Here is a 12,295-nt window from a genome sequence, read left to right as displayed (position 1 = left end):
TGCGGCGGCACTATGGTCCTGCGCGCTCATCGCCGCTCACCCATGCCCGGCCCTCAATCCTTCGCGGACGCGATGCGCCACCTCGATGAATTCGGGACTGTCGCGGATTTCCAGCGGTCGCGCGCGCGGCAACGGGCTTTCGATCACATCGCTGATCCGACCGGGGCGCGGCGACATCACCACGATTTTCGTCGACAGATAGACGGCTTCGGGGATCGAGTGGGTAACAAAGGCGATGGTCTTGCCGGTGCGCGCCCAAAGCGCCAGAAGCTGTTCGTTCAGATGGTCGCGCACGATTTCGTCCAGCGCGCCAAAGGGCTCATCCATCAGCAGGATATCGGCATCGAAGGCCAGCGCCCGCGCGATCGAGGCGCGCTGCTGCATACCGCCCGACAGCTGCCAGGGAAACTTGCGCGCAAATCCGGAAAGTTCCACCAGTTCAAGCACCTGCTCGGTGCGGCGGATCTGCTCGCTTTTGGAAAACCCCATGATTTCCAGCGGCAGGCGAATGTTGCCCGCGATGGTGCGCCAGGGATAAAGCCCCGCCGCCTGGAACACATAGCCATAGGCCCGCGCCCGCCGCGCGGCATCCGGCGACATGCCATTGACGCTGATCTGCCCGCCCGTCGGCTCCTCCAGCGCCGCGATGACGCGCAAAAGCGTGGTCTTGCCGCAGCCCGAGGGCCCGATGAAGCTGACGAAATCGCCCTTGCCGATCTCCAGATCAATATCACTGAGGGCCTGAACCGGGCCGTCGGCGGTCTGGAACGTCAGGTCGAGCCCGCGCGCTAGGATGGCAGAGTCGACACTTGAATTTTCCTTATTTTCAACGCGCTCCCCCTCGACATTTACAAACCGCGCGAGGTCTTTCTGCGCCCTCATCACGGCCGCCCCCATAATTTGGCCTCGGAGATCTCGATGGAATTCCCCGAAGGATCGCGAAGATAGATCGAGCGTGCGCCGTTCGGCCAATGGAAATCCGCTTCGATCGGCACCTCCCGCTGCGCAAACCACTGAACCCAGCCCTCCAGCGCCGGACCGGACACACGGAAACACATGTGCCCAGGCCCCCGCGCGCCATGCACGGGCACCGGCAGCCCGCTGGAGGGCCGGGCGCTTGCCTGCGGATCGAACAACAGCACCATCCCCGATCCGCAGCCGAAAAACACATGGCGCCCCGGCACGCGCTGCACCTCCTCCAGGCCGATCACCTCGGCGTAGAACCGCGCGGCCTCTTCCAGATCGTCGACGTAAAGCGCGGTTTCCAGAACGGCTTGCGGCGGGTCCGGCATCGGCATGGCGATCACACCCCGGCCGGAATATTCAGCGGATCGCGCGCGATCTGACGCGGCGTGTTGAGCGCCTTCCACTTGCTCAGCGCCCGATGCGCCGAGGGGAACGGCGGGCGCGGCACGAACCTGCCGCGTCCCGGGTTGGGCTGGCTGTTCTGTCCCCAGGCCCAGATCACCTCGCCGCGGCTGAGGGTAAAGCGGCTTTGCGCCTGCACCTCGAAGCCTTCGAAGACGTTGTAATCCAGCACGGAATGATGGTTCGACGCGCTGATCGTCTTGGTGATCTTCGGATCCCAGACCACGATATCGGCGTCGGCACCCTCCACAATTGCGCCCTTTTTAGGGTATATGTTCAATATCTTGGCAACATTCGTTGAAGTTGCCGCAACGAACTCGTTCGGCGTCAGCCGCCCGGTCTCCACCCCCCGCGTCCAAAGCACTGCAAGGCGCTCCTCCAACCCGTTGGATCCGTTTGGAATCTTGGTGAAATCGTCACGCCCCATGCGCTTCTGCTCGGTCGAGAAGGCGGCATGATCGGTCGCCACCACCTGAAGCGATCCGGCCTGCAACCCGGCCCACAGCCCGTCCTGATGCGCCTTCGAGCGGAACGGCGGGCTCATCACCCGGCGCGCGGCATGGTCCCAATCCTTGTCGAAATATTCGCTCTCATCGAGCGTCAGAAACTGGATCAGCGGCTCGCCATAGACGCGCATCCCCTTCTGGCGCGCACGGCGGATTGCCTCATGCGCCTGCTCGCAGCTCACATGCACGATATAAAGCGGCACACCGGCGGCATCGGCGATGGTGATGGCGCGGTTGGCGGCCTCACCCTCGAATTCGGGCGGGCGGGAATAGGCGTGGCCCTCGGGGCCGGTGATGCCCTTGGCCAGCATCTGCGCCTGCATCTCGAACACCAGATCGCCGTTTTCGGCATGCACCATCGGCAGCGCGCCCAGCTCGCGGCAGCGGTTGAACGAGGCGAACATTTCGTCATCCTCGATCATCAGCGCACCCTTATAGGCCATGAAATGCTTGAAAGAATTGACGCCCATCTCAACGGCGTCCTTCATCTCATTGAAAACGCTTTCGTTCCACCCCGTCACAGCCATGTGATAGCCGATGTCCGAACAGATCTGCGGCGCCGATTTGCGGTGCCATTCGTGGATCGCGTTCCTGATCGAGCCATCCGCCCCCGGCAGGCAGAAGTCCACCAGCATCGTCGTTCCCCCGGCCGCCGCGGCCCAGGTGCCGCTTTCGAAGGTTTCCGCCGCCGTGGTGCCCATGAACGGCATTTCCAGATGCGTGTGCGGATCGATGCCGCCCGGGATGACATAGGCGCCTTCGGCGTCGATATAGCTGTCGCCTTTCAGATCCTCGCCGATCGCGCGGATCACCTCCCCCTCGATCAGCACATCCGCCTGCCAGCTGCGGTCCGCGGTGCAGACCGTGCCGCCCTTGATGACCTTGCTCATCGCCGTTCCTCCCTTGACGCTCACCGCCGCCCTTGCTGCTTGTGCGGCGGTTCTTCTGGTCGAAAATATCCCCGGGGGCTCCGGGGGCGGCGCCCCCGGCCTCAGGGCCACAGGGCCTCCGGGCCTCGGGGCCTCTAGGCCTGCCTCAGACGATCTCCGCGGTTTCCACCACGGCATGCAGCAACACCTCGGCGCCCGCCGTGGCCCAGTCCCTGGTAATTTCCTCTGCCTCGTTATGGCTCAGCCCGTCGACGCAGGGGCACATCACCATCGCGGCAGGTGCGACGCGGTTGATCCAGCAGGCATCGTGCCCCGCGCCCGAAATCAGATCGCGGTGCGAATAGCCCAACCGCTCGGCCGCGCGGCGCAGCGCCCCGACACAGCCCGCGTCGAATTCGACGGGATCAAATCCACCCACTTTCTCAAACTCGACCTGCAAGCCCATATCGTCACATATTTTTCCGGCCGCTTCCTCAAGCTGCTGCTCCATCTGGCGGATCACCTCCAGATCCGGGCTGCGGAAATCGACGGTGAACACGGCCTTGCCGGGTATCACATTGCGGCTGTTGGGAAAAACCTCGATGTGGCCCGCGGCGCCGACGGCATCGGGCGCATGGGCAAAGGCGATACGGTCGACCGCTTCCAGCACCCGCGCCATGCCCAGACCTGCGTTGCGCCGCATCGGCATCGGCGTCGAGCCGGTGTGCGCGTCCTTGCCGGTGAGGGTCACCTGCGTCCAGCTCAGCCCCTGCCCATGGGTCACGATGCCGATCTGCTTGTCTTCGGCTTCCAGGATCGGGCCCTGCTCGATGTGCAGCTCGAAGAAGGCGTGCATCTTGCGGCTGCCGACCTCCTCCTCGCCCTGCCATCCGATCCGCTTGAGCTCATCGCCGAAGCGCTTGCCCCCCGCGTCCTCGCGCGCATAGGCCCAGTCCTGGCTGTGCACCCCGGCAAACACGCCCGAGGCCAGCATCGCGGGGGCGAAACGCGTGCCCTCCTCGTTGGTCCAGTTGGTCACCACGATCGGGTGGCGCGTGCGGATATCCAGATCGTTGAGGGTACGGATGATCTCCAACCCGCCCAGAACGCCCAGAACGCCGTCGTATTTGCCGCCCGTGGGCTGCGTGTCGAGATGGCTGCCCACATAGACCGGCAGCGCGTCGGGGTCCGTGCCCGCGCGGCTTGCGAACATGTTGCCCATCCGGTCGACCCCCATGGTGAGCCCGGCCTCCCGGCACCAGGTCTGGAACAGCGCGCGCCCCTCGGCGTCTTCGTCCGTCAGGGTCTGGCGATTGTTGCCGCCCGCCACGCCCGGCCCGATACGGGCCATCTCCATCAGGCTGTTCCACAGGCGATCACCATTGATTTTCAGGTTCTCTCCGGGAAAGGTAGGGGAATGGGTCATCGGCAACTCCTTCTGGACAGCAGGGCGTGAATGGGGTCTGCTGCTTTGACCAGTTGGTCAAGAACACGCTAGCAGAGCATGATAGTCAGTCAATATTTTCCACCGGCGTCGTTGGATGAATCGCGCCCCGCCGCGAAACGCGGCACGCGGGCCTCCAATTCGGGCAGCTGTCGGCGCGCGTGCCGCCATGGATGATGCGACCCCTCCGACCGCCGGGGCCGGTGACGCGCCGATGACGCGCATCCAGAAGCGCAACCGGGCCACGATCCTGCGCGCGGGGCTGGATGTGTTTTCCGCGCACGGCTTTCGCGGCTCGACCCTCGATCAGATCTCGCAGGAGGCAGGCCTCTCGAAGCCCAACCTGCTTTATTATTTCCCCTCGAAAGAGGCCATCCACGTCGCGCTGCTGTCGGCGCTGATGAAGAACTGGCTGGCCCCGCTGCGCGCGCTCGACCCGGCCGGCGATCCGCGCGAGGAGCTGATGCGCTACGTCCGCGCGAAACTGGCGATGAGCCGCGAGAAACCCAAGGAAAGCAGGCTGTTCGCGAATGAGGTTTTGCAAGGTGCGCCGCGCATTTCCGACCATTTGCAGCATGATCTGAAAAGGCTGGTCGATGAAAAGGCCGCGGTGATTCAGAATTGGGTCGATCAGGGCAGGCTGGCGCGGGTGCATCCCTATCACCTTATCTTCTCGATCTGGGCGATGACCCAGCATTACGCCGACTTCGACGTGCAGGTACGCGCGATCCTGGGCGGCGAAGACCCCTTCGACGGGGCGGAACAGTTCCTCGACCAGCTTTTCTCGCGCCTGCTGACCCCCCAGCCGCCGCCGCGGGCCTAAGCGCAAGGCTCATTCCGCCGCCTGCGCCGCCGGATTGTTGGGGTGCGTCGTCCAATTGGCGTAACGCGGCTCCACCCGGCGGCCGGTGCGCGGGTCGGTCTGACCCGCCGCCATCGGCTCCATGGTGATGCAACCCTCGACCGGGCAGACGTTGACGCAAAGGTTGCAGGCGACGCATTCGGCGTCGATCACCTCGAACACCCGGCCCTCCTTCATCGCGATGGCCTGGTGGCTGGTGTCCTCGCAGGCGGCGTAGCAGCGGCCGCATTTGATGCAGGCGGCCTGATCGATGCGCGCCTTAGCGACGTAGTTGAGGTTCAGATACTGCCAGTCCGTGACATTGGGCACCGCGCGGCCCACGAATTCCTCGGTGCGGCTGTAGCCCTTGTCCTCCATCCAGCCCGACAGCCCTGCCGTCAGCTCCTCAATGATGCGGAAACCATAGGTCATCGCGGCGGTGCAGACCTGCACCGTGCCGCATCCCAGCGCCATGAATTCCGCCGCATCGCGCCAGGTGGTCACCCCGCCGATGCCGCTGATCGGCAGGCCCGCGGTCTGCGCATCGCGCGCGATCTCGGCCACCATGTTCAGCGCGATGGGCTTGACCGCCTGCCCGCAATAGCCGCCGTGGCTGCCCTTGCCGTCGATCGAGGGTTCGGGCGAGAAACTGTCGAGGTTGACCGAGGTGATCGAGCTGATCGTGTTGATCAGCGATACCGCATCCGCCCCGCCCGCCTGCGCCGCGCGGGCGGGCTGGCGGATGTCGGTGATGTTGGGCGTCAGCTTGACGATCACCGGCATCCGCGTGTTGGCCTTGCACCAGCGCGCGACCATCTCGATGTATTCGGGCACCTGTCCCACGGCCGCGCCCATGCCGCGCTCGCTCATCCCATGCGGGCAGCCGAAGTTCAGCTCGATCCCGTCGGCGCCGGTATCCTCGACCAGCGGCAGGATCTGCTTCCACGCCCATTCCTCGCAAGGCACCATCAGGCTGACGATGACGGCGCGGTCGGGATAATCGCGCTTCACCGCCTTGATCTCGCGCAGGTTGACCTCCAGCGGGCGGTCGGTGATCAGCTCGATGTTGTTGATCCCCAGCACCCGCCGGTCGGCGCCGTGGATCACCCCATAGCGCGGCCCGTTGACGTTGACGACATGCGGGTCCAGCCCCAGCGTCTTCCACACCACGCCGCCCCAGCCCGCCTGGAACGCGCGGCGGACGTTGTATTCCTTGTCCGTGGGCGGCGCCGAGGCCAGCCAGAAGGGATTGGGCGAGCGGATGCCAAGAAAGGTGGTCGAAAGATCAGCCATTGTCGTCGTCTCCCTGCATGTCGACGAGGGTGTCGAACCCCGCGTAGATCATCCGCTTGCCGTCGAAGGGCATCTTGCCGCCCTCGCGCAGCCGCGGGTCTTTCATCGCGTTCTCGATGTTGGCCTGATGCGTGGCGCGGTCGGGCCATTCCTGCCAGCCAAGCACGACGGTCTCGTCGGGCTCAGCCCGGACGGCCAGCGGAAAGGATGTGACCGCCCCCTCGGGCACCGCATCGCCCCAGCATTCGACGACGCGGATCGCGCCATGCGCGCGAAAGACCTGCGCCGCACGCCTGGAATGGGCCGCATAATCGGCCTTGCGGGCGGTCTTCACGGCGGCGACGTAACACATGATATAGCTCATGAACCGGCCCCTTCGCGCAGCGTCCTGTCGATATCCTCGGCAGCGTCGCGCCCCTCGGCCACGGCGGTGACGGTCAGATCGTCGCCCCCCGCCGCACAGTCGCCCCCCGCCCAGACACCTGCGACGGATGTGCGCCCCTGCGCATCCACCGCGATCTTGCGACCCGACAGCGCCACGCCCTTGGGCGGCGCTTCGAGCGTCTGGCCGATCGCGGTGAAGACCTGATCGGCGGGCAGGCGAAAACGCTCGCCGGTGCCCTCGAGGCCCGACGGGCCCTCGCGCGTATATTCGAATTCCACCTCGCGCACCGCGCCGTTGCCCAGCACGCGCACGGGCCGCGCATTGCAGATCAGCCGCACGCCGCGCGCGGTCGCCAGCTCTTGCTCATGGCGCGAGGCGGCCATGTCTTCCTGCGCGCGGCGATAGACGATGGTGACAGTCTCCGCGCCCAGCAGCCGCGATTGCACCGCCGCATCCACCGCCGTCATGCCGCCGCCGATCACCACAACGTGACGCCCCACCGGCAGCTCGGCCAGATCCGCCGACTGGCGCAACGTCGCGATGAAATCGGTGGCCGGTCCGACATTCTGTCCGGCTTCGTCCTGATCGGCCAACACATTGACGCCGCCAAGCCCGATCGACAGGAACACCGCATCGAATGCGCCACGCAACGCGTCAAGCGCAAGCTCGCCGCCCAGGGCCTGCCCCATGCGCAGCTCGATCCCGCCGATCTGCATCAGCCAGTCGATCTCGGCCCGGGCGAAACCGCCGGGGGTCTTGTAGGCGGCGATGCCGAATTCGTTCAGCCCGCCCGGCTTGGCGCGCGCATCGAAAAGCACCACGTCATGGCCACGCAGCGCCAGACGATGCGCGCAGGACAGTCCCGCAGGACCCGCGCCCACCACCGCCACACGCCGCCCCGTCGCGGGCGCGCGCGTGAACGGATGCACCCCCGCGTGCATCAGCGTATCGGTGGCAAAGCGTTGCAATCGCCCGATTTCCACCGGGCGCCCCTCGGCCGTTTCGCGCACGCAGGCCTGCTCGCACAGCGTTTCGGTCGGGCAGACGCGCGCACAGATCCCGCCCAGGATGTTCTGGTCGAAAATCGTCCGTGCGGCGGCGGCGGGCTGATCGGCCTGGATCTGCCGGATGAACAGCGGAATGTCGATATCTGTCGGACAGGCCGTCACGCAGGGCGCATCGAAACAGAAATAGCAGCGGTCGGCGGCCACGGCGGCCTCATGCGCGGTCAGCGGCGGGTGAAGATCGGTGAAATTGGCCTCATAGGCCTGGGCGGGCAACCTGCCGCCCACGATGCCCGGAGTCTGTGTTTCGTTGCGCATGAACCGTCCCCCCGCCGCGTCTTGCATTTGCAAAAGCCTGCCACGGGTCCGATTTTTTATCAAATGGTAAATTATCGGCGTGGCCGATTTTGCGCGCAGCCGTCCGGGGCAGCCGGACGCGGCGGCCGCACAGGCAAACACGAAGCCTTTCCTTGCGGCATCGGCTGGCGTATAAGCGCCAAAACTCTGGGCAGGCCCGCAAGAGACGGGCGGAACGACCGATCGAGGACCGGCATGACCAAACACGACCACGACGCGGATGTTGCATTCATCCAGGCGCTCGCAGAATTGTTGAGCGCAAATGATTTGACCGAACTCGAGGTGCGCCGCGATTTCGGCGAGGACGACAGCCTCAAGGTGCGCGTATCGCGCCGCAAGGAGGTTTCGGCGCAGGTCTACGCCCCCCCGGCCGCGCCCGCGACACCCGCACCGGCGGCCGCGCCCGCCACGCAGGCCCGGCCCCCGCGCAGCCCGGGCCCGATCAGCCCGACGACCCGGCGCAGCACCCCGGCGCCGTGACATCGCCGATGGTCGGCACCGTCTATCTCCAGGCGGAACCGGGAACGCCCGCCTTCGTGTCGATCGGTGACAAGGTGGCCGAGGGGCAGACGCTGCTGATCATCGAGGCCATGAAGACCATGAACCAGATTCCCGCCACGCTCGCGGGAACCGTGAAGCGCATCCTGATCGAAGACGGCACGCCCGTTGAATTCGGCGCGCCGCTGATGATCATAGAGTGACCGGCGGGGCCAAAATGTTCGACAAGATCCTGATCGCCAACCGGGGCGAGATCGCCCTGCGCGTCATCCGTGCCTGCCGCGAAATGGGTATCCGCTCGGTCGCGGTGCATTCCACCGCCGACGCGGATGCGATGCACGTGCGCATGGCCGACGAAGCCGTCTGCATCGGGCCGCCCGCCGGCACGGAAAGCTACCTGCGGGTGTCGGCCATCGTCTCGGCCTGTGAGATCACCGGCGCGCAGGCGATCCATCCGGGCTATGGATTCCTGTCGGAAAACCAGAACTTCGTGCAGATCCTCGAAGATCACGGCATCACCTTCATCGGCCCCTCGTCGGAACATATCCGCATCATGGGCGACAAGATCACCGCCAAGGACACGATGAAGGCCCTGGGCGTGCCCTGCGTGCCCGGCTCCGACGGCGGCGTGCCCGATCTGGAAACCGCGCGCAGCGTCGCGGAGGAGATCGGCTACCCGGTCATCATCAAGGCTACCGCCGGCGGCGGCGGGCGCGGCATGAAACTGGCGCGCAGCGCGGCCGAACTGGATGAGGCGTTCCGCACCGCCCGGTCCGAAGGCAAGGCCGCCTTCGGCAACGCCGAGGTCTATCTGGAAAAATACCTGGGCAAGCCGCGCCACATCGAAATTCAGGTCTTCGGCGACGGCAAGGGCCGCGCCGTCCACCTGGGGGAGCGCGACTGTTCGCTGCAGCGGCGCCACCAGAAAGTGCTGGAAGAGGCTCCCGGCCCGGTCATCGACGCCGAAACCCGCGCACGCATCGGCGAGACCTGCGCCAAGGCAATGGCCGACATCAACTATGCGGGCGCCGGAACGGTCGAGTTCCTCTATGAAAACGGCGAGTTCTTTTTCATCGAGATGAACACCCGCCTGCAAGTCGAACACCCCGTGACCGAAGCCGTCTTCGGTGTCGATCTGGTGCGCGAACAGATCCGCGTGGCGGCCGGACTGCCGATGTCCTTCGTTCAGGAGGAGCTGACGCCCAGGGGCCATGCCCTCGAGGTGCGCATCAACGCCGAAAAGCTGCCGAATTTCGCGCCCTGTCCGGGCCGCATCACCCAGTATCACGCCCCCGGCGGGCTGGGCGTGCGGATCGATTCGGCGCTTTATGACGGCTATTCGATCCCGCCCTATTACGACAGCCTGATCGGCAAGCTGATCGTCCACGGCCGCGACCGGCCCGAGGCGCTCGCGCGGTTGCACCGGGCTTTGGGCGAGTTGATCGTGGATGGCGTGCACACCACCGTTCCCCTGTTCGAGGCCCTGCTGAAGGAGCCCGACATCCAGCAGGGCGACTACGACATCCATTGGCTGGAACACTGGCTGGAAACCCATCTGGAATAGGTTCATGACCGGCCCGGGCCGCATCCGGTGGCCCGGACCCCGCTCAACCGTATGAAAATGGTCCCTCGCTTGACGGTCCTGTCACCGCATCTGTTGCTGGAAGCCTACGCCCTCGGGATCTTTCCCATGGCCGAGGCCCGGGACGATCCGCACATCTTCTGGGTGAACCCGGAACATCGCGGTATCCTGCCGCTGCCGGGGCTGCACATTTCGCGCTCGCTCGCGCGCAAAATTCGCAAGCAGCCCTTCAAGATCAGTTTCGACAAGGATTTCGCGGGCGTCCTGAACGGCTGCGCCGACCGCGAGGCCACCTGGATCAACGCCGAGATCTGCCGGACCTTCATCGACCTGCACCGCGGCGGCCACGCCCATTCCATCGAGGTATGGGACGATGCGGAGCTGGTCGGCGGGATCTACGGCCTGTCCATCGGCGGCGCGTTTTTCGGGGAAAGCATGTTCTCGCGGCGCACCGACGCCTCGAAGATCGCCCTGGCCTACCTGTGCAGTCGGCTGATCGGCTGCGGCTTCCGCCTCTTCGACACGCAATTCACCACGGGGCATCTGCTATCGATGGGCGCGCAGGAAATCGACCGGGACACGTATCATGCCCGGCTGAACCACGCGCTGCGGCTGCCGGGGCGCTTCGACGCTCAATTGGCGGTCGAGACCCCCTCGGAGGTCTTGCAGCGCAATACCCAGACATCATAGCGCGGATCGTCGAGCGCATTCAGGCCGGGGCTGCCCGCGACCATCCAGCCCGAGAATTCGACGTCGCGCTTGCCTTCCTGCGCGATGTTCAGCAGGGCATAGGCGTTGGAGGAAGGGTCCTCGGTGGGGTAGCGACATTCCTCGAGCTCGATGCGCAGGCGGCCGTAAGTCGCGGCCTCGCCGCTGCTCAGCTCGAAATCCCGCGTCTCGCCGGACACCTTGTCAAGCGCGCGCAAACTAGCGCCGAGGCCCTGCGTGACCTCCTGCGCGCTCAGCGGCTGGGCCAGCGTCAATGCGGCAACCCCCAGGACAAACACCACTCGCATCACTCAGTCCTCACGCTCACTCAGGTTGCCAGGCTTCGTAATCGCGGCGCTCCAGCGGGTGCTCCCGGCGGATCGAACCTTCGGGCGCATATGCCAGCGGCGTGCCGGTCAGATTGGCGACATGCGGCTTTTCCCAGGGCTTATGCAAAAGCGGCACTTCGGTGGGGGGCTCTTGCCAAGTGAAATGCAGCCAGCCGTGCCATTCGGGCGACACACGGCTTGCCTCGGGTTCGCCTGAATAGATCACCCAGCGGCGCTTGCCATCGGCGGTCTGGTAAAAGAGGTTGCCTTCGGCGTCTTCGCCGACCTGCTTCCCGCGACGTTTGGTAAACAATTGGGTGCCCAATGATTGCCCGTGCCACCAGGTAATCGCGCGCAGCAGAGTGTTCTTGAAAGCCATGCAACCCCTCCGGTCCAACTGATCGCTGTATGCCGGATGAGCGGCGCGAGGTCCAGAGCCAAGCGCATCGGCACCGCCGTCGCGCGGACAGGCGCCCAAGGCGGCGGTGCCCACGAAAAACGCCGGGACAAAGCCCGGCGTTTTCAATGTTCCCTCGGCCGCGGACTTATCCGACAGACACCGGCTTGTCTTCCTTCTTGCGGTCCGAATAGATCAGCAGCGGATTGGCGTCGGAGGTCACGGCCTCTTCGTTGACGACAACCTCTTCCACATCATCCATGCCCGGCAATTCGAACATCGTGTCCAGCAGGATATCCTCCATGATCGAACGCAGACCCCGCGCGCCGGTCTTTCGGGCAATGGCGCGATCGGCGATCGCCGACAGCGCGTCGTCGGTAAAGGTCAGCTGCGCGTCCTCGAGTTCGAACAGACGCTGGTACTGCTTCACCAACGCGTTCTTTGGCTGCGTCAGGATGGTGATCAGCGCCGCGCTGTCCAGATCTTCAAGCGTCGCGATGACGGGCAGGCGACCGACGAATTCCGGGATCAGACCGAATTTCAGCAGATCCTCGGGTTCCAGGCTGCGGAAGGTCTCTCCGATGCCCTTCTTCTCGTCGTCGCGCACGTCGGCGCCGAAGCCGATGGCGCTGCCCTTGCCGCGCTGCGCGATGATCTTTTCCAGACCCGCGAAGGCGCCGCCGCAAATGAACAGGATGTTGGTCGTATCCACCT

13 protein-coding genes and 1 pseudogene are annotated in these 12,295 nt (G+C 65.3%); 4 read left to right on the top strand and 10 right to left on the bottom strand.

Features of this window, described 5'->3' with window-relative positions; translation table 11 throughout:
- Window positions 1–36 precede the first annotated feature (36 nt).
- The 4 genes from ACU0BR_RS05365 to ACU0BR_RS05350 form a co-directional block, all read right to left on the bottom strand.
- The gene (locus ACU0BR_RS05365) at window positions 37–882 is read right to left on the bottom strand and encodes an ABC transporter ATP-binding protein (RefSeq protein WP_446155815.1); all 846 of its coding nucleotides are present in this window, start codon (window positions 880–882) and stop codon (window positions 37–39) included.
- Window positions 882–1,298 (bottom strand): VOC family protein, encoded by a 417-nt coding sequence (locus ACU0BR_RS05360; protein WP_446155814.1) that lies wholly within the window; start codon window positions 1,296–1,298, stop codon window positions 882–884. The genes ACU0BR_RS05365 and ACU0BR_RS05360 overlap by 1 nt, the downstream gene beginning before the upstream one ends.
- A 5-nt stretch (window positions 1,299–1,303) precedes the next feature.
- A complete protein-coding gene (gene hydA / locus ACU0BR_RS05355; RefSeq protein WP_446155813.1) occupies window positions 1,304–2,764 on the bottom strand; it encodes a dihydropyrimidinase in 1,461 nt (486 codons plus the stop codon).
- A 145-nt stretch (window positions 2,765–2,909) separates the two neighbouring features.
- Window positions 2,910–4,169, bottom strand: a complete 1,260-nt coding sequence (locus tag ACU0BR_RS05350; RefSeq protein WP_446155812.1) for a Zn-dependent hydrolase — start codon at window positions 4,167–4,169, stop codon at window positions 2,910–2,912.
- A 187-nt stretch (window positions 4,170–4,356) separates the two neighbouring features.
- Here ACU0BR_RS05350 and ACU0BR_RS05345 point away from each other — a divergent pair, with 187 nt between their 5' ends.
- The gene (locus ACU0BR_RS05345) at window positions 4,357–5,010 is read left to right on the top strand and encodes a TetR family transcriptional regulator C-terminal domain-containing protein (RefSeq protein ID WP_446155811.1); all 654 of its coding nucleotides are present in this window, start codon (window positions 4,357–4,359) and stop codon (window positions 5,008–5,010) included.
- A 9-nt stretch (window positions 5,011–5,019) separates the two neighbouring features.
- Here the strand turns inward: ACU0BR_RS05345 and preA are convergent, their stop codons facing one another.
- Genes preA through ACU0BR_RS05330 form a run of 3 tightly spaced genes read right to left on the bottom strand, consistent with a single transcriptional unit; the run spans window position 5,020 to window position 8,028 of the window.
- Window positions 5,020–6,321 (bottom strand): NAD-dependent dihydropyrimidine dehydrogenase subunit PreA, encoded by a 1,302-nt coding sequence (preA, locus tag ACU0BR_RS05340; protein WP_446155810.1) that lies wholly within the window; start codon window positions 6,319–6,321, stop codon window positions 5,020–5,022.
- A complete protein-coding gene (locus ACU0BR_RS05335) occupies window positions 6,314–6,685 on the bottom strand; it encodes a DUF1428 domain-containing protein (RefSeq protein ID WP_446155809.1) in 372 nt (123 codons plus the stop codon). Before ACU0BR_RS05335 ends, preA begins: the two co-directional genes overlap by 8 nt.
- Window positions 6,682–8,028: an NAD(P)-dependent oxidoreductase gene (locus tag ACU0BR_RS05330; RefSeq protein WP_446155808.1), complete on the bottom strand. Its 1,347-nt coding sequence runs from the start codon at window positions 8,026–8,028 to the stop codon at window positions 6,682–6,684. Before ACU0BR_RS05330 ends, ACU0BR_RS05335 begins: the two co-directional genes overlap by 4 nt.
- A 234-nt stretch (window positions 8,029–8,262) precedes the next feature.
- Between ACU0BR_RS05330 and accB the strand changes: the two are divergent.
- The 3 genes and pseudogenes from accB (at window position 8,263) to aat (ending at window position 10,837) form a co-directional block, all read left to right on the top strand.
- A pseudogene (gene accB, locus ACU0BR_RS05325) lies at window positions 8,263–8,768 on the top strand (acetyl-CoA carboxylase biotin carboxyl carrier protein).
- Window positions 8,769–8,782: 14 nt separating this feature from the next.
- Window positions 8,783–10,129: an acetyl-CoA carboxylase biotin carboxylase subunit gene (accC, locus tag ACU0BR_RS05320; protein ID WP_446155807.1), complete on the top strand. Its 1,347-nt coding sequence runs from the start codon at window positions 8,783–8,785 to the stop codon at window positions 10,127–10,129.
- 57 nt (window positions 10,130–10,186) lie between these two features.
- Window positions 10,187–10,837, top strand: coding sequence for a leucyl/phenylalanyl-tRNA--protein transferase (gene aat / locus ACU0BR_RS05315; RefSeq protein ID WP_446155834.1), 651 nt, complete (start codon window positions 10,187–10,189; stop codon window positions 10,835–10,837).
- Here the strand turns inward: aat and ACU0BR_RS05310 are convergent.
- The 3 genes from ACU0BR_RS05310 to ACU0BR_RS05300 form a co-directional block, all read right to left on the bottom strand.
- Window positions 10,780–11,163: a DUF2155 domain-containing protein gene (locus tag ACU0BR_RS05310; protein WP_446155806.1), complete on the bottom strand. Its 384-nt coding sequence runs from the start codon at window positions 11,161–11,163 to the stop codon at window positions 10,780–10,782. The genes aat and ACU0BR_RS05310 overlap by 58 nt on opposite strands.
- 16 nt (window positions 11,164–11,179) lie before the next feature.
- Entirely contained in the window at window positions 11,180–11,563 is a 384-nt protein-coding gene (locus ACU0BR_RS05305; protein ID WP_446155805.1) for an NADH:ubiquinone oxidoreductase subunit NDUFA12, read from the bottom strand.
- A gap of 166 nt (window positions 11,564–11,729) precedes the next feature.
- The coding region (locus ACU0BR_RS05300; protein ID WP_446155804.1) for an AAA family ATPase at window positions 11,730–12,295 on the bottom strand (566 nt) is incomplete at its 5' end.

The organism is Brevirhabdus sp. (assembly GCF_052826345.1).
This window is presented reverse-complemented; position numbering and strand designations above follow the sequence as displayed.